The 24899-nt window shown below is 33.3% G+C and carries 25 protein-coding genes and 1 riboswitch; of the genes, 11 read left to right on the forward strand and 14 right to left on the reverse strand.

Annotated elements, in window-relative coordinates:
- Positions 1–10 precede the first annotated feature (10 nt).
- Positions 11–2401 carry a TonB-dependent receptor gene (locus tag ACOQOS_RS12135; RefSeq protein ID WP_420570726.1) on the reverse strand — a complete coding sequence of 797 codons (2391 nt, stop codon included), beginning with the start codon at positions 2399–2401 and terminating at the stop codon, positions 11–13.
- A gap of 102 nt (positions 2402–2503) precedes the next feature.
- A riboswitch (TPP riboswitch) is annotated at positions 2504–2606 on the reverse strand.
- Between the two features lie 185 nt (positions 2607–2791).
- Here ACOQOS_RS12135 and ACOQOS_RS12140 point away from each other — a divergent pair.
- Positions 2792–3013 (forward strand): hypothetical protein, encoded by a 222-nt coding sequence (locus tag ACOQOS_RS12140; protein ID WP_420570727.1) that lies wholly within the window; start codon positions 2792–2794, stop codon positions 3011–3013.
- Positions 3014–3144: 131 nt separating this feature from the next.
- Here ACOQOS_RS12140 and ACOQOS_RS12145 read toward each other — a convergent pair whose 3' ends face one another.
- From ACOQOS_RS12145 to ACOQOS_RS12170, 6 genes are all read right to left on the reverse strand, one after another.
- Complete coding sequence (locus tag ACOQOS_RS12145) at positions 3145–4692, reverse strand: DUF4301 family protein (RefSeq protein ID WP_420570728.1); 1548 nt, start codon at positions 4690–4692, stop codon at positions 3145–3147.
- Complete coding sequence (locus ACOQOS_RS12150; protein WP_420570729.1) at positions 4689–5249, reverse strand: AAA family ATPase; 561 nt, start codon at positions 5247–5249, stop codon at positions 4689–4691. The genes ACOQOS_RS12145 and ACOQOS_RS12150 overlap by 4 nt, the downstream gene beginning before the upstream one ends.
- Entirely contained in the window at positions 5201–5908 is a 708-nt protein-coding gene (gene pnuC, locus ACOQOS_RS12155; protein ID WP_420570730.1) for a nicotinamide riboside transporter PnuC, read from the reverse strand. Before pnuC ends, ACOQOS_RS12150 begins: the two co-directional genes overlap by 49 nt.
- Positions 5892–6152 (reverse strand): hypothetical protein, encoded by a 261-nt coding sequence (locus ACOQOS_RS12160; protein ID WP_420570731.1) that lies wholly within the window; start codon positions 6150–6152, stop codon positions 5892–5894. The genes pnuC and ACOQOS_RS12160 overlap by 17 nt, the downstream gene beginning before the upstream one ends.
- Before the next feature lie 149 nt (positions 6153–6301).
- The gene (locus tag ACOQOS_RS12165) at positions 6302–7039 is read right to left on the reverse strand and encodes a geranylgeranylglyceryl/heptaprenylglyceryl phosphate synthase (RefSeq protein WP_420570732.1); all 738 of its coding nucleotides are present in this window, start codon (positions 7037–7039) and stop codon (positions 6302–6304) included.
- A 1-nt stretch (position 7040) separates the two neighbouring features.
- The gene (locus tag ACOQOS_RS12170) at positions 7041–7679 is read right to left on the reverse strand and encodes a 4'-phosphopantetheinyl transferase family protein (protein ID WP_420570733.1); all 639 of its coding nucleotides are present in this window, start codon (positions 7677–7679) and stop codon (positions 7041–7043) included.
- Between the two features lie 136 nt (positions 7680–7815).
- Between ACOQOS_RS12170 and ahcY the strand changes: the two genes are divergently transcribed.
- From ahcY to ACOQOS_RS12195, 5 genes are all read left to right on the forward strand, one after another.
- Positions 7816–9132, forward strand: coding sequence for an adenosylhomocysteinase (gene ahcY, locus ACOQOS_RS12175; RefSeq protein ID WP_420570734.1), 1317 nt, complete (start codon positions 7816–7818; stop codon positions 9130–9132).
- Positions 9133–9262: 130 nt separating this feature from the next.
- On the forward strand, positions 9263–10948 hold the full coding sequence (locus ACOQOS_RS12180) for a helix-turn-helix domain-containing protein (RefSeq protein WP_420570735.1): 1686 nt from the start codon (positions 9263–9265) through the stop codon (positions 10946–10948).
- A 76-nt stretch (positions 10949–11024) separates the two neighbouring features.
- Positions 11025–11201 carry a hypothetical protein gene (locus tag ACOQOS_RS12185; protein WP_420570736.1) on the forward strand — a complete coding sequence of 59 codons (177 nt, stop codon included), beginning with the start codon at positions 11025–11027 and terminating at the stop codon, positions 11199–11201.
- A 119-nt stretch (positions 11202–11320) separates the two neighbouring features.
- Complete coding sequence (locus tag ACOQOS_RS12190; protein WP_420570737.1) at positions 11321–11500, forward strand: hypothetical protein; 180 nt, start codon at positions 11321–11323, stop codon at positions 11498–11500.
- A 49-nt stretch (positions 11501–11549) separates the two neighbouring features.
- A complete protein-coding gene (locus ACOQOS_RS12195; protein WP_420570738.1) occupies positions 11550–11726 on the forward strand; it encodes a hypothetical protein in 177 nt (58 codons plus the stop codon).
- A 198-nt stretch (positions 11727–11924) separates the two neighbouring features.
- Here the strand turns inward: ACOQOS_RS12195 and ACOQOS_RS12200 are convergent, their stop codons facing one another.
- Complete coding sequence (locus ACOQOS_RS12200) at positions 11925–12677, reverse strand: LytR/AlgR family response regulator transcription factor (RefSeq protein WP_420570739.1); 753 nt, start codon at positions 12675–12677, stop codon at positions 11925–11927.
- Positions 12678–12692: 15 nt separating this feature from the next.
- On the reverse strand, positions 12693–13763 hold the full coding sequence (locus ACOQOS_RS12205) for a sensor histidine kinase (RefSeq protein ID WP_420570740.1): 1071 nt from the start codon (positions 13761–13763) through the stop codon (positions 12693–12695).
- Between the two features lie 251 nt (positions 13764–14014).
- Between ACOQOS_RS12205 and ACOQOS_RS12210 the strand changes: the two genes are divergently transcribed.
- From ACOQOS_RS12210 to ACOQOS_RS12225, 4 genes are all read left to right on the forward strand, one after another.
- Positions 14015–16396: a TonB-dependent receptor gene (locus ACOQOS_RS12210; RefSeq protein ID WP_420570741.1), complete on the forward strand. Its 2382-nt coding sequence runs from the start codon at positions 14015–14017 to the stop codon at positions 16394–16396.
- An 85-nt stretch (positions 16397–16481) separates the two neighbouring features.
- Positions 16482–17027: a DUF1569 domain-containing protein gene (locus ACOQOS_RS12215; protein WP_420570742.1), complete on the forward strand. Its 546-nt coding sequence runs from the start codon at positions 16482–16484 to the stop codon at positions 17025–17027.
- A gap of 72 nt (positions 17028–17099) precedes the next feature.
- A complete protein-coding gene (locus ACOQOS_RS12220; protein ID WP_420570743.1) occupies positions 17100–18068 on the forward strand; it encodes a helix-turn-helix domain-containing protein in 969 nt (322 codons plus the stop codon).
- A 97-nt stretch (positions 18069–18165) separates the two neighbouring features.
- Positions 18166–19842, forward strand: coding sequence for a CocE/NonD family hydrolase (locus tag ACOQOS_RS12225; RefSeq protein WP_420570744.1), 1677 nt, complete (start codon positions 18166–18168; stop codon positions 19840–19842).
- A 63-nt stretch (positions 19843–19905) separates the two neighbouring features.
- Here ACOQOS_RS12225 and ACOQOS_RS12230 read toward each other — a convergent pair whose 3' ends face one another.
- Positions 19906–20661: a hypothetical protein gene (locus ACOQOS_RS12230; RefSeq protein WP_420570745.1), complete on the reverse strand. Its 756-nt coding sequence runs from the start codon at positions 20659–20661 to the stop codon at positions 19906–19908.
- Positions 20662–20782: 121 nt separating this feature from the next.
- Between ACOQOS_RS12230 and ACOQOS_RS12235 the strand changes: the two genes are divergently transcribed.
- Entirely contained in the window at positions 20783–22912 is a 2130-nt protein-coding gene (locus ACOQOS_RS12235) for a M3 family metallopeptidase (RefSeq protein ID WP_420570746.1), read from the forward strand.
- A gap of 78 nt (positions 22913–22990) precedes the next feature.
- Here ACOQOS_RS12235 and ACOQOS_RS12240 read toward each other — a convergent pair whose 3' ends face one another.
- From ACOQOS_RS12240 to ACOQOS_RS12255, 4 genes are all read right to left on the reverse strand, one after another.
- The gene (locus ACOQOS_RS12240) at positions 22991–23194 is read right to left on the reverse strand and encodes a hypothetical protein (RefSeq protein ID WP_420570747.1); all 204 of its coding nucleotides are present in this window, start codon (positions 23192–23194) and stop codon (positions 22991–22993) included.
- A 186-nt stretch (positions 23195–23380) separates the two neighbouring features.
- The gene (gene rpmA / locus ACOQOS_RS12245; protein ID WP_298519629.1) at positions 23381–23641 is read right to left on the reverse strand and encodes a 50S ribosomal protein L27; all 261 of its coding nucleotides are present in this window, start codon (positions 23639–23641) and stop codon (positions 23381–23383) included.
- Between the two features lie 41 nt (positions 23642–23682).
- Positions 23683–24330, reverse strand: coding sequence for a 50S ribosomal protein L21 (rplU, locus tag ACOQOS_RS12250; protein WP_420570748.1), 648 nt, complete (start codon positions 24328–24330; stop codon positions 23683–23685).
- A gap of 79 nt (positions 24331–24409) precedes the next feature.
- Positions 24410–24859: a DUF4199 domain-containing protein gene (locus ACOQOS_RS12255; protein ID WP_420570749.1), complete on the reverse strand. Its 450-nt coding sequence runs from the start codon at positions 24857–24859 to the stop codon at positions 24410–24412.
- Positions 24860–24899 lie beyond the last annotated feature (40 nt).

The raw sequence follows: 24899 nt of genomic DNA on the forward strand, positions 1-24899 counted from the left end.
GTTGGTATTTCTAGAATTTCAAAGTCATTCCTACTAAGAAGTTTCTAGTGGCTTGTGGATAAAACCCTGCGCCTTCAATGGTTGTAACTGTTCCTGGGTTTGACCAAGTATCATCAAAAGTGAAGAAGTATCCGTTAGATACATATTCTACACCAAAAACATTATTGATCAATCCTGTAAATGTAATTGATTCGAAAATAGAATTTACTTTGATCTCATAATTTAAATTCAAGTCATTGATAAAATAACTATCTAATTTTGAAACATCTGAGTCAATATTCCCCATGTATTGTTCGCCCACATATTTAGACAATAACGATACTTGAAAGCTTTGAGATGGTGCATACGAAATGATATTCCCAGCAATGAAATTTGGCGAAAATGAAATGTTCGTATTTCCTAAATCGACCAAACTTCCATCTCTAGACGTGATAAAGTCAACATTTTTATTGGTACTGATTGCCACATTAGGACGCACTGTTAATTGATCGCTTACTTTGAAAGATGCATCAATTTCTAATCCTAAACGGTAACTTTTTCCACTGTTAGTACGCAATGGCGTTCCTGTATCATCTAAAGCTCCAGTAAGTACTAATTGATCGTTGTACAACATGTAATACGCGTTTGTATTTACGGTGAAGTTTTCTCCTTTCCAACGCCAACCTAATTCAAAGTCATCTAGCTGCTCTGGTTTTACTTCGTTGTTGTTTTCAAAATCGCTTCTGTTTGGTTCTCTATTCGCTCTTGCATACGAGAAGTATAAACTATTATTTGTGTTTACTCTATAGTTGATTCCTGCTTTTGGATTGAAGAATGTATAGTTTTCATCAATATTAAAAGGTACTAAATCTGAAGTAATTCCTGAAGTTTTGTAGCTTACATTACGTAATTGCAAATCTCCAAATAGACTTATTTTATCATTTACACGAATGGTAGCTTTTGTAAAGAAACTCACTTCATTTTTCTTTCCATTTCCTTCATAGTAACGATCTCTAATTTCACTATCACTTGCAAAACGTGCCCAAATTACTTCTCCGAAGTGATCGCCATCATATAAACCTAAAAACGCACCAAAGTCCATGTCTAGATTGTTCTTTTTATAGTTTGCATTTGCGTTAACTACATAAAAATCATTATCTAACCAACGTCTGCGAATCAAATCTGTTTCATTGATTGTTGTTCCATTGATTACAATTTCTTCAAAACCATATTCGTCAAAAGGTTCATCTTCTTTGTATTGTTCAAAAAATCCTCTTCCACGTGTATAGTTCAATCCAAGATTTGTAGTCCAGTTTTCTGAGATTTTTTCATTCCAGTGAAATTGGTAATGATCTTGTCTATAATTATCTACTTCGTTATCATGAAAACGCGCATTTCCATTTTCGTCCGTAAATTGTCCTGAAGGATTAAAAGTTCTGTTAGTGTTTAGCGTTTCTCTATCTATTCCGTTCCAAGCTTGGTATGTAATTTCGTGCCCACCAAAAGCCAATGCTTTGATAAGCGTTGTTTCAGCTACATAGGATCCTTGTAGGAAGTACGCGCTTAGGTCAGAAGTAGCACGATCAATATATCCATCAGATTTGATTTTCGATAAACGCCCAGCTAGTTCAAAGTTCTTCCCTAATTTTCCTGTACTAAATTTTACAGTGTGTTTTCTTGTATTAAAGCTTCCGAAGGAGTTAGAGATTTCTCCATTAGCTTTTTCAGAAACTGCATCCGTTAGCAAACTTAAGCTCGCTCCAAATGCTCCAGATCCGTTTGTAGATGTTCCTACTCCACGTTGCAACTGAATACTTTCTGTAGAAGAAGCCAAATCAGGCATGTTTACCCAAAAAGTTCCTTGACTTTCTGAATCATTGAAAGGAATTCCGTTAATCGTAACATTTACACGTGTTGCATCACTACCACGCACACGAATTCCGGTGTAACCGACACCAGCACCAGCATCTGAAGTTGTGACTACAGAAGGCATAAAATTCATTAGAATTGGTACATCTTGTCCCAAATTACGTTCTGCAATTTCTTCCTTTTCTAAGTTTGAGTGTGTAATTGGTGAATCGGCATTTACACGAACCGCTGAAATTAAAACAGCATCTAAAGCTTCTGCCGAATCGGATAAAGTAAAGTTTACTAAAGTGTTTCCTGTTACGGAAACGTTTTTTGTTGCAGTTTTCATTCCCACGAAAGTGCAAACCAATTCATAATTTCCAGTAGCGATTTTTAAAGCATACTTTCCATCGCTGTCAGTTGTTGTTCCTATAGAAGCTCCTTTGACAGCTACTGTTGCTCCTAATAATGGTTTTCCTTCACCATCAGTTACCGTTCCTGATAGTGTAAAATTCTGCGCTTGCATACTGACTGATAGTACGAAAAGGCATAAAAAAGCGAATAAATTCTTCATATTCGTAATACATTTTGTTACGAATAAAAGGGGTAATTATTCTTGATTAAAAATTAAATTAGTGATATTGACAGACTATGACTGCCGGCATACTAAACCTTTTAAAAAGATTTAGTCCATCCCTTGGCAGCATTACCTGCCCAGGTTCATTGGGTATAATCTCAGCGTTTTGAATGTGATTCAAATTGCACCCCTTTGAGATGCTGCAAAAATACTTTAGTTTTTTTAATTGCCTAGTGTTTTTTCAACTATTATTTACTGAATATACTTTGAAAGAATGCACTTCTATTCTAAAATAAAAACTCACAAAAGAGTAAGAAAATTATATTTTTAGATTCACAAAGACACTGAAAATCAGTATTTTTATAGATAACCAAAAACTTTATCATTATGAAAAAACAACATTTTCAGAAAAAATTATCTTTAAAAAGTAGAAAGATCTCTAAGTTAACAACTAATCATGAAATTATTGGTGGTAGAACTTTTACTTGTAATCCATGTATTATTTCTGATGTAAATACGTGCACTACTGAAAAACCAACTCAAGCTATTCGTTGCGGACATTCGATTGGAAATGGTCAAAATCCAGATGGAACACCATGTAATCATTAGTAATATTTGTTAAGAAATGAACGATTGCATTGATATAAGCTTATAGATTGTTTATTTCAATGCAATTTTTGCAATGTATTGTTGAGCTTTTCAGATTGTACGATTGCTTCCGCAGAAATACCTTAGATGTATTACTTTACTTGATGTGTTGGTTTTAACAAGTCGTTTATGGTTTTTACAGGATTGAACGTCACCAAAGGCACCTCAACAAAAATTGTATTCCAAAATGCCATGGCTCCATTCCATAAACCAGGAAGTTCTAATGCTTTTATCTTTTTTCCACTTTTTGACTTGGAAGCGATAAAGTATGATTTACGGTCTATAAATTTTGTCAAGTCGTATTTGTTTCCTTGATAATCTTTTACGCCACAAACAATATCTACAGGATTAAAATGCGTAGCTAGTTTTTGTATGCTTTGATGATATTCGTTCTTTTTATCTATTTGCGCAGATTCAACAATTTGCAAGGATACAGAACCGTTTTCATGCTTTACCCAAAATGGTCCGCCACCAGGTTCACCTTCATTCTTCACCATTCCACATACACGAATTGGTCTATTGAGTTTTTCAATAAGATATTCTATTTGATATTTTTGCGAATATTTCTCAAATTCTTCACTGATTTGAATATTGAGTTCTGAAAATAAAAAATTCAATATTGTGGTTAGTTCTTCATTAGAAACGCCTTGATGCAACATTTCCATAAACTTGAAGGCTTTTTGCTGTAATTCAATTAGCTTCCCTGCAAGGATTTTTTTGTAACGTGAAATTTCTTTCGCATAGGTATTTACAACTACGTTGTCTATGTTTTTGATAAAGATTAAATCTGCATCAATGTCATTTAAATTTTCTATCAATGCGCCATGTCCTCCAGGTCTAAATACCAAATTTCCATCTACGTCTAATATTGGTTTATTTTTTGGATCTACTGCAACTGTGTCTGTCTGTTCAGATTGATAAGAATATGAGATTTCAAATTTACAGCCTGTTTTTTCTACAATGTGCGGTACTATTTTATGCTCTGTAGTTTTAAACTTGTCGTAATGTTGTTTAGAAATCGTGAAGTGTAATTTTGCTTTTTCTCCTTTGCAAGCATAACTAGCAGCTTCAAATAAATGCTCTTGAAAAGGTGTTGATAGATGGTTTTTATATTTATGAAAAGGCAATAGTCCTTTTGGATAGTTTCCGTAATTTAATCCAGTTTCAGCTAATAAAGCATGTACAAAGTCGTAATTAAATTGATCTGGTTTTTTGATTCTATCTAGTTCTGTTTTTCCCATTATTTTCAATACATCATTGTAAAAGGGAAACTTTTCTAATCCAATAAAAAACAAACGAACTTCTGGTTCTCTTTCTTTGTTGATGTACGAGTTAATAGAATCTTTTTTCGGATTGTAATTTTCAAGAAACTTATATAGAAATTTAAACATACGAGTTGCAGCACCTGAAGCTGGTGTGAATTTTATAATTTCTAATGCTCCATGCTCTTTTTCATATATTTCTACGAATGTTTCTTCTTGATCTGAGTCTAGTTTTAAAATTCCACGATTTATACTAGCATGTTCTGTAATATCTGTGTACGGAATTTTCTTTTCAAACTTATTTAATTGTTCTTCTACTTGAGATAAAGTCAATCCTTTTGCTTCTATTTGTTCCGTATGTTTCTTTGAAAAATTCAATGTACTTCTAGCAGTTTATCTATTTCTGTAATTGCTGTTTTGAAACGTGTTTCTTTGTCTCCTTTCAGCAATACATATGGTTGATTATAGGTTTTTAGGGTTTGTTGAAATTGTAAAAATGCTTCTTCTCTTTGATGTGGCAAATCACGAATTCCATCCGATTCCCAAGGCGTATCAATATAAGTTAAAAAATAGAAATCTGCTTTGTTTTTTGCCACATATTTTTGAAGGGTTTCACTTTTAAATTCAGGATAATAGATACGTGCATAGGTTAATGTTTCTAGAATATCTGTATCACAAATTAGCATTGAATTTCCAGCAGCTTGGCATTCTAATCGCAATTGTCCTTTAGCTATAGGAATTACATCCTCAGCGGTAAGTTGTTCGCCTTTTCGTTGTTTTTCTTCGGCATATATTCGCGCATATTCTGGCACATAAGTAGCTTTGTAATGTGCAGCTAATTGCTTTGCCAAAGTTGTTTTTCCTGTAGATTCAGGACCGAAAACAATTATTCGGTATCGGCGATTTTTGCTTTGTTCTTCAAGGTTTTTCTCCATGCGTTGTATCCAAAGATGGCTAAAATTAAGAAAATTGTGAATTGTATTGCTGTAAACCCAAGTCCTTTTACAAAATACAATGGAACTGAGATGATATTTCCAAAAATCCAAAACATCCAGTTCTCAATCTTTTTGTTAGCCATGAGCCACATTCCTGAAAAGAAAATTCCTGTGGTAAAAATATCTAAATAAGGTGTTATTGTTTTAATCTCTTCTATAGATCCTAAATTAGAGAACACTAAATCTATCGTTTCTTGTACACCTAAATGAATGTTAATGGTATCATACTGTACGTACACGACATAAGTAAAAGCAGCAGTTATTAGGAAAATTCCAATTGTTTTTAATTTGTCCCAGAAATTGGTTCTTGAGATTTCAAGCTTCACATCTTCTCGAATTCGTGTCCACATATACCAACCATACACACTCATTATGGAGTAATATATATTGATAATCATATCACCATACAACTCAAATTCTTCACACAGATAAATATAGATTATGGTACTAATAATTCCTGTTGGATATACCCAAATTTTTTCTTGTTTGGCAAACCAAACACTGGCAATTCCAAATCCAGCTGCGAGAATTTCCAATACTACATTTAACCAATACGCACCTTGGTATGGCTCCAATAAAAAATCAAAAAGTTGGCTCATAGTTACTTCTGTCAGATTTTACAATTTTCATCGTTAGTAGAATATTTTTTTCCTTTTCAAAAGCTGTTTTTACTTCAGAAGTCAATAGTTTCATAATGCCGTCGTAATCACCATAAATTTGCGTGCTTAATGGATTTTCTAAAACGGTATATTCAGAAGCCCTTAGTTTTTTGATAAAGTTGATAATGGGCGTTTCAAAATCGTCTTGTAAAGGTGTTAAGGTAAGTTCTACTGAGATGTTCATTTTGTTGTTGTTTGTCTTTTTGTTGATTCGTCAATTTGATTATTTGTTCGCTTTGCTATTTGTTTTCTGTTGATTGAAAATACTTTTTAATTTAAAATTTAGCATTTTTCATTTATAATTTCAAAGCTCTTCTCAATACCAATATCTCATTACTTAGAAGTTAATTCTAGCAAAAAAGCTTCATTTTCTTCGAATGCCGTTCCTATAACAACTAAATCGGCTCCAGCATTGTAAGCTTTATGTAATTGTGTTTTTGATCGTATTCCACCACCAACAATCAACGGAATTTTCAATTTACTGGAAACTTTTTGTATTATTTCTGTATTTACCATGTACTGAGCGCCACTTCCTGCTTCTAGGTATATTAATTGTTTTCCTGAAAATTGTCCTGCCAAAGCTGTATGTAATATTTCTGTATGTTTTTTTTGTGAAATAGGCTCTGTTTCACTTACACGTTGTACAGCGGTTTTTACGCCGCCATCTATTAAAATATATCCTGTTGGAATGATTTCTAAACTTGTGTCTATTAATTTTTCTACAGATTGTACTTGCTGTTCTATTAGGTATTTAGGATTTCGTCCAGAAAGCAAGGATAAAAACAGGATTCCATCTGCGGTTTCAGTAATTTGCTCATGACTTCCAGGAAAAATCAAGATTGGCAAATGTGTATGTTGTTTGATCGCTTTGACAACCGTTTCCATTTTTTTTTCAGCATCTGTACTTCCACCAACAAATACATGGGTAATAATAGATTGGTGTACTTTTTTGAAAAATTCAGGAATATGATGAATTTCTATTTTGTCAGGATCTATCAATACTGCCAATAGTTTTTGATTGTCTTTTTTTGCTTGAATTATGTTTTCGTACATCATTTGTGTCATCTTCATTTTAACGATTTTCTTCTAGTGCATATACACAAGCAAATCCTTCAAACTCTAAAAAATCTAGCGAATACGTAGCTGTATCTTTTCCATAGTATACAGTTCCTTTTGTTTTGGAAGCTTCCATGGAAAAATCGTCAATGTCAATATGTTTTAAGAAACTTAATCCTTTTTCAGCATATACTTTATAAATCGCTTCTTTTCCGCCCCAAACAATGGTTACTTTACGCACTAAAGCTTCATGATTGGCAATTGTATTGTATTCTTGTAATGGTGTAAATTTATGTGCGATGCGTAAAATTTTATCGCGTTGTTTTTCAATATCAATTCCCACAGGAATTGTATCACTTACAATAATGGCAGAAAAGTTGAATGAATGTGTGATAGAAATCTGTTTCCCATCTTTTAAATGTGGCTTTCCGTTTTCGTCATAATACAGGTCAAAATCTGTATATCCAAATTCTGCCAGTAAGTGTCGTACGCTTAAAAACCCGCGTTGATGGATTTCAGAGCGCATTCCGTCAAGGCGTTGCTGACAATGATTTGTTAGTTTTATATCACGATTTAATTCTTCAAAAGACTCTTCTATCTTCCAAATCAGCACTTTAGTATGTTTATTTACTGTTATAGTTTTGTAAAGAGCCATTATATTAAAAAGTTATTTAGTACCTTTGCACTCGCAAACTTTTAGCGCGTAGAAAGCACTGTAAAGTTATGAAGCGAATTTAAAAATATTTTGGGTCACTACCCATAATTATTCAAATTATAAAAAAAGAAAAAGTATGAGTACAAAATCAGTTCCTTACGTAGCGTACAAAGTTAAAGATATTTCTTTAGCAGCATGGGGAAGAAAAGAGATCGAATTAGCCGAAGCTGAAATGCCAGGACTAATGAGTCTTCGTGAAGAATATAAAGATGAGCAACCTTTAAAAGGTGCAAGAATTGCTGGATGTTTACACATGACTATCCAAACTGCTGTTTTAATTGAGACTTTAAAAGCGCTTGGAGCAGAAGTAACTTGGAGTTCTTGTAACATTTTCTCAACACAAGATCAAGCTGCTGCTGCTATTGCTGATGCTGGAATTCCAGTATACGCTTGGAAAGGAATGAACGAAGAAGAGTTTGACTGGTGTATTGAGCAAACTTTATTCTTTGGAGAAGATCGTCAACCATTAAACATGATTTTAGATGATGGTGGAGATTTAACAAATATGGTTTTAGACCGTTACCCAGAATTAGTTGATGGAATCAAAGGTTTATCTGAAGAAACTACAACAGGTGTACACAGATTATACGAAAGAATGAAGAATGGTACATTACCAATGCCAGCTATTAATATTAATGATTCTGTAACAAAATCTAAATTCGACAATAAGTACGGATGTAGAGAAAGTGCTGTAGATGCTATTCGTCGTGCAACTGATGTAATGTTAGCAGGAAAAAGAGTTGTTGTTTGTGGATACGGAGATGTTGGAAAAGGAACTGCCGCTTCTTTTAAAGGTGCTGGAAGTATTGTAACTGTTACTGAAATTGATCCAATTTGTGCTTTACAAGCTGCTATGGACGGTTTTGAAGTGAAAAAATTAGATACTGTTGTTGGAAATGCTGATATCGTAATTACAACTACAGGAAACAAAGACATCGTTACTGGAAAGCATTTTGAAGCTATGAAAGACAAAACGATTGTTTGTAATATTGGACACTTTGATAATGAAATTGCTGTTGCTTGGTTAAATGACAACCACGGAAACACAAAAGTAGAGATCAAACCTCAAGTTGATAAGTATACTGTAAACGGAAAAGACATCATCTTATTAGCTGAAGGACGTTTAGTAAACTTAGGTTGTGCAACTGGTCACCCAAGTTTTGTAATGAGTAACTCATTTACAAACCAAACATTAGCACAAATCGAGCTTTGGAACCATTCTGACAAATACAAGAATGAAGTATACATGTTACCAAAACACTTAGATGAAAAAGTAGCACGTTTACACTTAGCTAAAATTGGAGTTGAATTAGAAGAACTTTCTACTGAACAAGCTGATTATATCGGTGTAACTGTTGAAGGTCCATTCAAACCAGAATACTACAGATACTAAGATTATACGCTTATATTTTATACAAGAAAGCCCTTTGTTGATCAACAAAGGGCTTTCTTTTTTTCTTATATTAATCAATATTTTACGTATAAAATATATTCTTGCGTTTTTTGATTCAATCCGATAGCTTATGAATGTTTATACTCGTTTTCTTTTTGTCATCCTTTTATATTTTACAAATTATAGTACTGCTCAACAAATCGACAATTTAACTACTTTATCGTATCAAGAATTAAAAAAGAATTACAAAGGTTTAAAGTATACAGATCTTATTGCCTCAGAAAAATATGTAGATGCGCTCATAGCAAAAGCCAAAAAAGACAGCAATGAATTAGAAAAAAATAATGCATTCTTATACAAAGCGTATTTTGAGAATGAAGCTGGCAACATGAAAGCTTCTATACAATATATTGATTCATGTATTGCCTTTGCCAAAGCTCAAAAAAACAATTCTTTGTTTATCACTGCTTTAAGCGAAAAAGGAAGTACTTATTATAAATTCGGAAAATACACAAAAGCAACTACCTATTATTTGAAGTTTGATTCTATAGCAAAAGCAACAGAAAACGTACGTTATCAAATCTATGCGAATCAAGGTATTGGTTCTATTAAAAATATTACAGGCGATCATAAAGGAGCTACAGAACTATTTCTAAAAAATAAAGAAATCATCGCTCCCATCGTAACGAAAAAAAGATATTATACATTATATTTAAACACCTTAATCACACTTTGCGCTTCCTACACTCATTTTGATCTCGACAAAGCTTCTACATATGTGCACGAGCTAAAAACATTGAGCATCGAGAAAAATGATAATGACGCCTTGAGTTACTACCATACTTTTAAAGGTATTATACATTATAAACGAAAAAAATACAATCAAGCATTAGTTCAATTAGCCACTGCAGACAGTATTGTTTCTTCATTAGATATTAAGCGAAATTTATATCCTATTTATCGTTATCGCGGAAAAATCTATTATGAGAGACAACAATTTTTAGAAGCTATTAATAATTTTGAAGCATTTAAAACACTACAAAAAGAAATTGAATTCGACGATTTTGAATACAGAGAAGTACTTTCATTATTAGCCAATAGTTATGAGCAGATTGATAGCTCGAAAAAAGCTTTAGAAAATTATCGTTTAGCACATAACTTATCATATACGGATACTATTCAGGAAACTATTAGATATACTATATTAGAAGAATATGACAAGAAAACACTAGAAGAAAAAATAACTTCTTTAGAGATGAAATCAAGTCAAAAAGAGCAACAAAATACTTCGCTATGGTTTGTATCTATTGGACTACTTTTAGCATTGATCATTTTATTTTCGATTTATAAAAAACAACAACTCGATAATCAAAAAAAGTTTGACGAATTAGTTGAAACATTAGTTGCTGAACCAAATAACGCTGAAACCACAGAATCAAATACTAAGTATAAGATTTCAGATGAAAAAATTGCTAAAATTTTAACTGGACTTCAAAAATTTGAACAAACAGAAGCTTTTTTACATCAAAGTACAAGTTTGGTCACTGTTGCTAAAAAATTAAACACAAACACTACCTATTTATCGCAAATTATCAATGAGCAAAAAGGAGTTACATTCAAAAATTATATTACCGAATTACGCATCAACTATGTACTTCATAAACTAAAGAATGACAAAGTTTTACGTTCGTATAGCATAAAAGCTATTGCAAAAGAATTAGGTTTTAAAAGCGAAGGTGCTTTTTCGAGAGCATTTAAAAAGCAAACAGGCATTTATCCATCATTTTTCATTAAAAACCTTACCTCTATTTCATAAAATAAAGGTTACTGTTTTTCTCTCAAACTACCGTATGCGTTATATTCGGAGAAAAATCAACAAAACATTTTTAATTATGAAAAAACAAAAAATGACCTCAACTTTTTTAAAATTTAGTAAAGTTAACATTGCAAATTTACATCAAACGAATGGCGGAGCTGATGGACAAAATACTAATGAGCTAAGTTGTTACTCAAAAAATCCTGAGTGTCATACAGTACCCACAAGGCCTGACAGTCTCGCAGACGGATAAACAACACTACACATTTTAGCTCCAAACCTTACCTTCATTTTATAAAATGAATTTTCTTTTGATTGGATAACCCAAAAACGGATTCTAATTTCATGTCATAATTTAAAAACTATATCATTATGAAAAAACAGAATCTTACGTCATTAAAAATTAGCAAAGTGTCTATTTCCAATTTTATACCAAGCGACATAAAAGGTGGCGCTAGCGGTGTAAAATATACTTGCGGCGGTGGACACACATGTGTTCGTGGCGGCTGTACTCCAATAAGTTATGCTCCAGATGATTGCGACTATATGTAAAATTTGAAAAGCATTACTTTTTAATTGAATTCGAATCAAAACCAAAATCATGAAAAAATCAAAAATCAAACTCAGTTTAAACAAAAAAAACATTTCTAATTTAAAAATTGATATTGTAAAAGGTGGTGTTACAGGAACAACTTGTAATAAAACAAAAAAGTATCACAACACTTGCTATGATGGATGCTATCCTAATACTTGGTGGGCTTGGAATTGTAATATGTAATCAACCATAGAGAATATTAATTCAAATAGTGTTCTATACAATAATGTACATACACAGATATTTCTTGTTATCATACTAAAACTTGTCAGCAACCAAGAAATCAGTTATTGACAATGTAAGTTGAAACATAAAATTCAAATTATGTAACGATAACCATTATCAGAGTAACAATATTTTGATAATGGTTTTTTTGCAAACTTACATATCCAACCACTTTTTAAAATTCGTAGTACGTTCACGCGAAACAATAATTTGCTCTTCTTGTGAAGGATTCAATTTTAGCAATAATCGACTATTAAAATAACTGTGAATTTCATGAACAGCATTTACAGAAACCATATATTTTCTGTTGATTCTGAAAAAGTGAATTGGATCTAAAATTTCTTCTAATTGATCAATTGTATGTTCAATAGGACATTTTTGCCCATTCTCAGTATATAGAAAAATGACACCTTCATCCGCCATAAAATAAGCGATGTCTTCAACTTTATAGGTTTTAAACTGATTCCCAACTTTCACCATAAATCGTCGCTTGTATTCCTTCTTAAATAAATGACGAAGTTGATCAATATCAGTAGAAGATTGTTGGCGATTATCAATGGTTTCAGTGTATTTATTCAGTGCTTTTTTAAGTTCTGCTTTATCAATAGGTTTTAACAAGTAATCCAATCCGTTGTACTTAAAACCACGAATTGCATATTCGTTATACGCAGTTGTGAAAATAATTGGCGGATGTTTTTCTAGACGATCAATAATATCAAAACCATATCCGTCATTCAACTGAATGTCTAAAAATATCAAATCAGGCAACTCATTTTCTTCAAACCATTTATGTCCGCTTTCTACAGACGAAAGTTGTGCTAATATCTCACAATCTGGTGCAAGTTCTTCAATTAAGTTTCGCAATCGTCTTGAAGCTATATCTTCATCTTCTATAATTAACGCTTTCATATCTTAAACCGTTTGTTAGAGTTCTTTTTGTCCTTTTATCAAATCACTAGAAAGCAAAGGCATAATTACTTTAAACTGTGTTTTAGTTTCTTCGATCAACACTTCTTTTTTAGTGTAAAACGCATACCTTTTTTTAATATTAGCCAATCCTAATTGCGTAGATGCCTGCGAATCGGAACGTTTTCGTATGTTATTTTGAACAATTAAAGAATTGTCTTTTGTAAAAATATCAATCGTAATCGATTGTTCTTTTGAATAATAATTATGTTTCAAAGCATTTTCTACCAACATCTGAATCGATAAGGTTGGAATGACAAATTGATGCGGTTTTGTATCAATATTTGTGTGAATAGCAATAGCACCATCATGACGAACTTTCATCATGAAAATAAAAGAATCTAAAAACTGCATTTCTTTTTCCAAACTCACTAAATCTTGTTCTCTATTATCCAAAATGTAACGATAGCAAGTTGCCAAGCGAGAAACAAAATCTGAAGCCAAATCACGATCTTCATACATTAATGAAGTTAGCGTATTTAAACTATTAAATAAAAAGTGTGGACTGATCTGACTTTTCAAAGAATTGTACTTAGAAGTCATCATTTCTTTCTTTAACAATTGTAAAGATGTTTCTACTTCTTTCTTCTCCTGTGTCGTTCTGTAAAACTGATTAAATATGGTAAGCGAAGCTGTAATTAATGCTGCACGCAAGAAATCGATTCGAAAACGCAACCAAGATTTATCTGGACTCAAATTACAAATACCATCTATTTCAAAAATTCCGACATAATAAATAATAGCAGCAACAGGTAATACAATTGCCATCGTAATTAGTAATGTTTTTATAGTACTTGAAGTTGTAATACTGGTCATTACTGCCGATTTTTTTTCACGCCGTATCAACCAATCATTCACTTCCCATGTCAGCATAAACAATGTAAACGCAGAAAAATAATAAAAGATAGCTGTATAATCTACAGTAGGTTCCATTTCATCATGATCAATGGTGGTTTTTACTAAAAGAAATACTACCGTAATCACTAGAAATCGAATCAATAACTTTTTCAAATATGCTTTCTTTATCATTCGTTATGTCAACTAGTAAATTCAAATATAATAAGATATTTATCCGAATACTATGTCTCTAAGTTTGAACTGTTAAATTACTACTTAAACTGTCACATTTAATCCTTCAACTGAAACATACTGATTTTGAGAGAATTTTTTACCTAAAAAGCTCAATTTACACAATTCAACCTAAAATTCTACAACTCAAATTTTCCTCATTTCATATATGACTTCATTAGTTCAATTTTGAATCAATAAACTAAGAAATCATGAACAAACTCACCGTATTATTTGTTCTTTGTTGCACATTCAGTTTTGCACAAACAGGAATTATTAAAGGACAAATTTTAGACAAACAATCAGAAACCTCATTACCTGGAGCTACCATTGAATTACTAAACACTAAAAATCCCATAGGTGTTACCACAGACATAAATGGTTATTATACAATTGAAAATGTTCCCGTAGGACGACAAAGCATCCGCGTAAGCTATATTGGTTTTGAATCGATTACGATTCCAAATATTGTAGTGACTACAGGAAAAGATGCTATTATAAATGTAACTTTGGAAGAAGCTTTTGATCAACTAGACGCGGTTGTATTAGATCCTCCAACAAATAAAGATCGTACCATCAATAAACTGGCAACGGTTTCTGCTCGACAGTTCAGCTTGGAAGAAGTAAATCGTTTTTCTGGTGGAAGAAGCGATGTTGGACGCTTAGCAGCTAATTTTGCTGGAGTTTCTGCTCCAGATGATAGTAGAAATGATATTGTAATTCGTGGAAACTCACCTACAGGATTATTATGGCGTTTGGAAGGCATTCCTATTCCAAGTCCAAATCACTACTCTACGTTAGGAACTACTGGCGGACCTGTTTCTGCACTAAATACTAACATGCTAAAAAACTCCGATTTCCTAACGTCTGCATTTCCTGCAGAATACGGAAATGCACTTGGTGGTGTTTTTGATTTAGGTTTTAGAAAGGGAAATATTGACAATTACGAATTTACCGCGCAAGTTGGTGCTTTTACAGGAGTTGAAGCTATGGCAGAAGGTCCATTAGGCAAAAAACAAGGTTCTTTTTTAATAGCCGCGCGTTATTCATTAGTTGGACTGCTGGGTGTTGGCGCTGGTGGAACTTCAGCTACGCCAAACTATAGTGATATTTCTTTTAATATAGATTTTGGAACAGGGAAATTTGGAAACTTGAGCTTATTTGGAATTCTTGGAAATTCAGACATTGAATTTTTAGGTGATGATATTGATGAGGATGATTTGTTTTCTGCGGAAGATGAAAATGCTTTTGTCGAATCTGGATTTGGTGTTGTAGGTCTAAAACATCGCTTAAATATTGGCGGCAAGAGTTATTTAAAAACCATTGTTTCCTTATCAACCTCAACCAATACATTTGAATCAGATCGTTTTATTGATAAAGATACTCCACAAGAACGTACAATTCGATATTCGGAAGCAGATGATACGCAAAACCGTTTTACATTTTCGACACTTTTCAACACAAAATTGAATAGTAAAATTACACTTCGCACAGGTTTTTTATATGAAAATTTCGGCATAGAATCCTTACTAAGAGATCGTGAACGACAAGCAGACAACAACAATGACGGAGATCCAGATTTATTTACATTTCGCAATACTGACGAAAGCTTCGGTTTATTTCAACCGTATATTCAAGGGCAATTCAGATTGACAAAAAAATTAACCTTAAACGCAGGTCTACATACACAATACACAAACTTGAACGATCAATTTGTAGTAGAACCAAGAACAGCTTTACAATATAAAATCACTTCAAAACATAGTGTAAACTTCGGTTTCGGAATTCATCATCAACAAGCGCCATTACCTTTGTTATTTTTAAATGAAGAAGTGAATGGACAACTGGTTCAAACCAATAAAAATTTAGACTTTACTCGAAGCGCACATTATGTACTAGGTTATGATGTAAGACTTGCTAAAAGCTGGCGCGGAAAGCTAGAAATATACTATCAAGATATTGATAATGCTGCTGTTGAAGCCTTTCCTTCTAGTTATTCTTCTTTAACAGAAGGAACTGATTTTGTGTTCGATAACGATCGTGTTTCACTCACAAATAATGGTACAGGATACAATCAAGGATTGGAATTGACTATTGAAAAATTTTTTAGTGATGGTTATTATGGCTTATTAACTACTTCAATTTTTGAAAGTAAATATAAAGGAAGTGATAACATTGAACGCAATACACCTTTTAACAATGGATATGTATTTAATGTATTGGCAGGACGCGAATTTGCAATTGGAAAAGAAAAACAAAATGTGTTATTCTTTGATTCACGTATCACGCTTGCCGGCGGACGTTATTTTACACCAGTAGATTTGCAAGCTTCACAGCAAGCCGGTTTTGAAGTCTTGCAAGAAGATATTGCTTTTAGCCAACAATACAATGATTATTTTCGATGGGATTTGAAATTCGGAATCAAAATTAATAGCAAGAAAAAGAAATTATCGCATCAATTTTATGTGGATTTACAAAATGTTACCAACCAGGAAAATGTATTTGTTCGTCGTTACAATCGTTTGACCAACAATGTAGACCAAGTGAATCAAATTGGTTTCTTTCCAGATGTTGGATATCGACTTCAATTTTAACATTAGTTCGTTTATTTAATTCAACGCTAGAAAGCGCTTTGTTATAGTATAAATGAAGCGTTTTCTTATCCTAAAACCAATCATTATGAAGAGACGTATTCTTATCATTTTTATAGCCTTTATTGCCTTCTTAGTAATCTTTATCAAATATAGAATGAACCAATCCGATCCTAAAATATTACTTCCGTTACTCACTAAAATTGAGCATACGATTGACCTTAGAGATGCAAAAAATAAAGCAGTCTCCAAAGCAGATGTTGCTTGGCATTTAGACCATATGTTAAAGACCATCAACAGACTTTCGGAGTCTCTAGAAAGTTCTGATCCTACTATGTATCATAGTTCGTTCAATGTGCCAAGAATTATGTCGCTCACAGGCGGAATTATTCCACGTGGTCGCGCGCAATCTCCACAAAATGTACGTCCACCAGAAAATATTCTCACCGAAAACATTCATGCACAAATTCTAGAAGCCAAAGACAACATTCAAAAACTTGAAAACTTAGATGCAAATGCAAACTTTGATCATCCGGTATTTGGCATGCTGAATAAAGCACAAACCATCCGTTTTTTGGAAGTTCATACAGCACATCATTTAAAAATTATAGCAGATATTTTAGACAGTGAATAGTTTTTTAAGGTAAATTGTATTTTACTACAATAGTTCCTATAAAATAACGTTAGAAATAGTCTAACTGATATAATGAATCAAGCCTCCTACAATATCACTGACTCCAATACTTGGATTAAAATTATTCATCAGCATATAGCTTCTACATTAACTGAAAATCAACTTACTTTAAAAGAAGAAAGTGGCACAGGTACTATTGAAGTTGTTACCATTCAAGAAGGTTTAAACATTACATTTATAGATGTAGTGCTTCAATCTGGTTTAAAACTGATCAGAAATCCTGATGTTTCAAACAATCATTTTATCTTAAACTTCTATTTTTCAAAAACTGAAGTTCCACAAAAAATACAACAGCAAAAAAAAGTCTCTTTTGAGCATTATGGTGTATTATTATCATCAGGCATGACGGCTTCTCAAAGTATCATTCCTCCAAATTTACCCATAAAAATATTCAACATTACTTTTTCTAAAGATTGGTTGCAAAAAAATGTGCTTGATACTGCAAATCCGAATGGAACACTCAATCAGTTGTTTGCCAATGATGAAGCCATTTACTTATTTGAAAATTTAGATTATACGTTTCACAATACGTACCAATCTATATTACAATCAGAAAAAAGCAAAGGTAAAATTTGGTTGGTTGCTGATATTTTAAAAATGCTAACTCACTTTTTCAATAAAATAGAATCACGCCCAACGTTTTCTCACGATGTAAATATCAATGCGGTAGATATTAAAAACTTACTTCTTGCAAAAAAATCTATTGAAGAAAACTGGGACAAAACACCTTCTAATGAATCTTTAGCAAACATCGCAAACATGAGCCTTTCAAAATTTAAAAAGCGCTTTAAACAAGTATTTCATAAAAGTCCATATCAGTACTACTTGGCATTAAAAATGGACAAAGCCATGGAATTATTACTGAAAAAGGAACATTCTGTCTCTGATGTAGGATATCTTTTAGGATATTCTAACCTAAGTCAATTTACCAAAGCATTTAAAAAATTCCATAATGCATTGCCTAAAGAAGTGAGTAACTAAACTTGAACTTCTAGGAGTAGTCAAAAGTCTTTTTGGGCTAAAAAATCAGATACGTTGAACTTAGTTTTGTAGTGTAATTAACTATAAAAAAATACATATGCGTTCACGTTTTTTTAAATTCTTTTTTATTGGTTCAATGATCTTTTTTTTTGGTAACTGTAGTAAAGATGATAATTCAGTTCCTATACTACCTAATGAAGATTTTTCTTTAAAAGTAGAAAATAACATCAAAGTTGAAATGAGAGATGGTGTAGAGTTGGCTGTCAATGTATATCGACCTGATACCGAAGGAACATTTCCTGTAATTCTTTCATTTGGTCCTTACGGAAAAGACAATTTGCCCGCAGAATACGATCCGGTAGATGATGGAAATATCATTGTTTCTGAATATGCTGCTTTTGAAACACCTGATCCTGCTTTTTGGGTAGCACATGGTTATATTGTAATTGCTGCAGATACTAGAGGTTCTGGACAATCTGAAGGAACTTTAAATGTATTTGAAGATCAAGAAGCGGAAGATTACTATGATCTTATCGAATGGGCAGGCGTACAAAGCTGGTCTTCTGGAAAAGTTGGTCTCAACGGTGTTTCTATTTACGGAATATCACAGTGGAAAGCTGCTGCGCTCAATCCGCCACATTTAACTGCAATGATTTGTTGGGAAGGATTTACCGATCCATACAGAGATGGTTTTTATCACGGAGGTATTCCTAGCGAATTTATTGATGGTTGGTTTCAATATAGATTGCTAGACAATCTTTCCGCAACCAATACTGGATACAGAGATTTACCAATGGAAGTTGCTGCAAATCCATTAGCTTCTGCATCAATCTATCAAGAATTAAGTATCGGTGACAGATTGGCGCAAATTACAATTCCTTCATACATTTCAGTAAGTATTCAAGATCATGGATTGCATACTAGAGGAACTATTAATGGTTTTCAGGCGATTTCTTCTTCTCAAAAATGGTTAGAACTACACGGAAGAAAAAAATGGGAGTTTTACTATAGTCAAGATGCTTTAAGCAGACAGAAAAAATTCTTTGATCACTTCCTAAAAGAAACAGACAATAGCATTTTGAGTCAACCAACAGTACGTTATGAACTTAGAGAAGCGTATTATGATGGAACTATTGAAACTGCGGACAATTGGCCAATTCCGGGAAGAACTTTGTCAAAGCTCTATTTAGATGCTAGCAACAATACACTAAACAACTCAATGGCAACAAATGCTTCTAGTGTTTCTTATGACGCTACTGCTTTAGAAGATCCTGAGTTCATTACAGACAATCAACGCGTAATTTTTAAACATACATTTTCAGAAGAAACTAACATTGTTGGAACTATGAAATTAAAACTCTTTGTGAGCACAGATCAAGCTTCTGATATCGATTTGTTTGTAGGAATTCAAAAAGCTGATGCAAATGACAATATTATTCATTTCCAAGGATCTGGAGACGCAGAAGGACAAGTAGCTTCAGGATGGCTTCGAGTTTCAAAAAGAGCATTAGACATGAGTAAATCTACGGAAGAAGTTCCTTATCACAGTCACAATATGATTGAAACTATTACACCAAATCAAATTGTAGAAGTTGATGTTGAAATATGGCCAACTACCACAAAGTATAAAGCGGGAGAACAACTCATTCTTGTCGTTCAAGGAAATGACATCGTTGAATCTCAAGAAAGTCATAAAAACAATGTAAACTACGGAAACACTACTATTTATACAGGTGAAAATCGTCAATCGTATTTACAAATCCCTACACTGTAAATTAGTTTATTATTTAGTTTGGTAGAAGCACCTTTTTATTATTGAAAAGGTGTTTTTTTATTTTTAATACCCAGTTACTAGCAAACCTCTGGCACCTCGCATGCCACATTTTTGATATTTGTGATAAGCTTTTGCAGCGCGTTCGCGAATGGCAGCATCAGATTCATTTAAAATCCAGCCGTCAATTGCCCATTTTAAGGTATATGCTTCTGGAGACATTAATCCTGTAGACCAAACTAACGGATTTGCTCCTGTTTGCTGTAAATATGGCTTGAAAAAATCTTTACTGATACATGCCAAAATAATGGCATCTCGCTTTTTATTATTTTTCGGATTGAGCTTAGTATTTAAATTAAACTCCATCAAACCATCATGTCCAATATAAGCTATCAAACCCGCGTTACCGCCAAATGTCAATTTTGTATCATTAACGACAATTTCTTCTGAATTTGCTCCACTACTCGCTTTTAGAAAATCAATGGTGGTTTGCTTGACATACTTTCCATCATACGCATCTGCCAATAAATACGTATGAGAAGTTTTGTGTTTGAAAAGTATGCGTTCTAGAATTTTAGGATTCTTCGATGGAATCGTTTTTACAAATTGCCAATCTTTACTTCGCTTAAAATGTGTCTTCATGCCATACAATGCGCCCCAATATAAGTTTGTTCGTGGATTTTGTCCGTTTCCTAACGATTTCGGCACGGGAACAATTCCTTGATTCACGTTATCACACAAAGCCACAAAGACATGAATTTTCTTTTGACTGTACATAGTAAAACTTATACAGAAAAATAGTATGGTAACGAGTTGTTTCATAAGTTCGGTTTATGCTAAATACATAACAATATAACGAAGAAAATCACAAACTGGTATAGAACGTTAAAATCATTCATAAAATTCAAAAAAATAGTATCTTGTTAGTTTAAATATTCACACCATGAAACGTATCTCAATAGCCATTACCTGTGGTATACTATTCTTTGCTTCGTGTAAAGATGCTACCACCGAAAAAAAATCAGACACATCTATGACAGACAATCCCTTGTTGACCGAATGGAATACACCGCATGGTGTGCCACCTTTCGATAAAATAAAAAGTAGCGACTACTTACCCGCATTTAAGATTGCACTCGAAGAAAATCAAAATGAAATCAAAGCAATTAGTGAAAGTTCGGAAGCACCAACATTTCAAAATACTATTGAAGCTCTAGAATTTAGCGGAAAATACCTCAACAGAATACAACGTTTGTTTTATGCTGTAAATGGAGCGAATACAGATGATACGCTAAAAGCAGCTGCCAAAGAAATTGCGCCAGCATTGGCAACTCATGGCGATTTTGTCAACTTAAATGCTAAACTCTACGACCGTGTAAAAGCTGTATATGATCAAAAAGATAAATTGAATTTATCGCCAGAAGAAACACGTTTACTTGAAGAAACTCACAAGCGTTTTGTGCGTGCAGGAATCAGCTTAAAAGGTGAAAAACAAAATCGTTTACGTGAAATTAATACACGATTAGCAAAATTAAGTGGTGATTTTGGCGAGAATTTATTAGATGAAACAAATGCATTCGAATATCATACAAAAGAAAAAAAAGATCTTGGAAATCTTCCTGAAAGTCTAGTTGCATTAGCCGCTGAAGAAGCAAAGAAAAGAGGTCATAAAGATGGTTGGTCATTCACTTTACAACGCCCAAGTATCAACCCATTTTTACAATCGTCTCCAAACAGAGAAGCTCGCAAAGCTTTATTTGACGGATATGCAATGCGCGCAAATAATGGAAACGACGACGACAATAAAGCAATTTTAAGCGAAATGGCAACATTGCGTTTAGAAAAAGCCAAACTATTAGGATATGATTCACATGCTGCATACATACTGTCAGATAATATGGCTGCAACACCTGAAGCTGTATATGGCTTTATGGACAAGTTATGGCCATCTGCATTAGCCATGGCAAAATCAGAACGTGAAGCTTTGGCTAAAAAGATGAAAAATGAAGGTGTATCTGGAACTTTTGCAGGAAGCGACTGGAGACATTATGTAGAAAAAGTTCGAAAAGAACGTTACAACTTTGATGAAGAAGAAACGCGTCCATACTTTGAAGTAAATGCAGTTAGAGATGGAGTTTTTGCATTGGCAAAACAATTATTTGGTTTGACATTTAAGGAAAGAAACGACATCCCAAAATGGCATAAAGACCAGCAAGTGTTTGAAGTACTAGAAGCAGACGGAAAGCACTTAGGAATTATTTACATGGATTTCTTTGCACGTGAAAGCAAACGTGGCGGTGCATGGATGAATGCCTTACGTAGCCAAATGAATGTTAACGGCATGGTAACTCCTATTGTTACAAATAACTTTAATTATCCTGCTCCTTCCGGAGATTCGCCTTCGTTGCTATCATTTACAGAAGCTGAAACTTTATTCCATGAATTTGGACATGCGTTACACGGATTGTTTTCTAATGTAAAATATGAATCATTATCTGGAACCAATGTACCAAGAGATTTCGTTGAATTTCCATCGCAAGTAATGGAAAACTGGATGAGCGAACCGCAAGTACTTCGCATGTTTGCAAAACATTACAAAACAGGAGAAGTGATTCCAGACGCTATGATTAAGAAAATGAAAGATGCCAACTCGTTTAATGGAGGTTTTGCTACGGTTGAATATATGGCTGCTGCATATTTAGATATGGCTTGGCATTCTAAAACATCAGATATTCCAACAGATGTGAATACTTTTGAAACAGAAGCGATGAAAGAATTAGGTTTGATTGATGAAATCATTCCTCGATACAGAAGTACGTACTTTGGACATATCTTTTCAAGTCCTGTTGGTTATTCTTCTGGATATTACAGTTACTTATGGTCAGAAGTATTGGATGCTGATGCTTTTCAAGCCTTCAAAGACACTGGAAATATATTTGATCCAGCAACAGCAAAGCGTTACCGCAAAATGCTAAGCATGGGTGGATCACAACCCGGTATGGAATTATACAAAGGATTCCGTGGTGCTGAACCAGAAATAGAACCTTTATTGAAGAAAAAAGGATTTAAATAATATATACCTTTCATACAGTCATGAAAAAACCTCTTAGCGTATTAATGTTAAGAGGTTTTTTATGCTTACTATTTATTTTCAATCAAATCCACCCATACAAGTTACACCTCCACAAATAGAGCGATCACTATTACAATACTCGTTACGAGTTCCTGTATTACAGCATCCTGTTCCTCCTTGGCATGGAGCTTCACAACTTACACCTCCAATTATACAATTAGAATCTAAGTTACTAATCATCTGATGCTTTAATGCTAATTTTTTAAATGTTCTTTTTTTCATAATGATATGTATAAATTATTTCATCATAAAACTATTGATAAGACACAGTAATTAATGGCATTGGTAATTGCTTGTTGTGCGCTTGTATACATTAAGACATATTTAAGGGATATTTTCATAAAATATATTCCATAAAAAAAGCCTGAACAATTGTTCAGGCTTTCTTTATATACTACAAAATCTTAATTATGCTTCGAAAGGTTCGATAGATACATAAGATCTGTTGTTTGCTTTCTTTGTGAATTTCACAATACCGTCTACTTTAGCGTGTAATGTATGGTCTTTTCCCATATACACGTTCTCTCCTGGGTTGTGAGTAGTACCTCTTTGTCTAACTAGTATGTTTCCTGCGATTGCCGCTTGTCCACCAAAAATCTTAACACCTAATCGTTTCGATTCTGATTCTCTACCGTTTTTCGAACTACCAACTCCTTTTTTGTGAGCCATCTTAGTAAGGTTTTATTTGTTATACTTAAGTGATTTTGCAATTAAGCTTTACCACCATCTAATTCATCTTGCCATTTCTTTAACTCATCCCACTTTCCATCAGCAGCTAATTGCGCTTGTGCTGGCCAAGTATCAGTAACGTGGTTTCCACGAACACCTGAAATGATTTCAGAAATTTTTGCTGGTTCAGTTTTCGCTAATTCAGCGAATGTTGAAATTCCAGCTTCTACTAAAGTTGATGCGATTTTAGGTCCAATTCCTTCAATCTTCTTTAAATCATCTGCTTTAGTTGTTGTTGCTTTCTTTGCTGCTGGTTTTGCTGCAGGCTTCGCAACTTCTTTTTTTGCCTCTTTCTTTGGAGCAGCTTTTTTAGCTCCTGAAGCTACAATGTTTTCAATAACAATTTCAGTTAAAGACTGACGGTGACCATTTTTTACACGGTAACCTTTACGTCTTTTCTTTTTGAAAACAATCACTTTATCACCTTTAAGGTGCTTTAAAACTTTGGCCTCTACTGCGGCTCCGTTTATAGCTGGGGCGCCAATTGTAACTTGTCCGTCATTGTCTAACAAAAGAACATTATCGAAAGTAACTTGCTTTCCTTCTTCTGTAGCTAAACGATGAACAAATACTTTTTGGTCTTTCGCAACTTTAAATTGCTGCCCTGCTATCTCTACAATTGCATACATAGCGTATCGTTTAATTAATTAATTTTTTATTCAAAAATGGACGCAAATATACATCTAATTAATTAATCTACAAATACTTCTACGACACTTTATTTGTAATATTCCAACTTGGTTTAAATTTCTGCATAAATAATAGGCTTAGAATTACTGTTGAAGCGAATCCTTCTATGAGAATAATGAACAATAAAAGTCCTGGTTCTGTAGCCACACTTCCCAAACTCATATCCATAATTTTTTCACCAAATCCTGTATCGAGATGAAAAATATAAATCCCCATAAAAAGTGTAAAAATGAGCGTTGCTATAAATCCTGAAGTAATTCCTGCTTTAAATCCATCAAAATAATTAAAACTAATTCCTTTCTCTTTTTTCAGATCTTTGATTGCTCTATAAATTCCATAAGCTACAATGGCGCCATTAAATAAACGCAACCAAGGATTTTCATGTAGTCCGAATAATCGTACCAATAAAAAGTATGCAATAAGCCCTAAAGCAATAAAACCTCCATATTTTATTATTTTCTTTTCCATAATTTAGTTAGCTTTTTGGTTATTAATTAACTGATTTCCT

The organism is Kordia sp., from assembly GCF_965224175.1.
Taxonomy (GTDB): Bacteria; Bacteroidota; Bacteroidia; order Flavobacteriales; family Flavobacteriaceae; genus Kordia.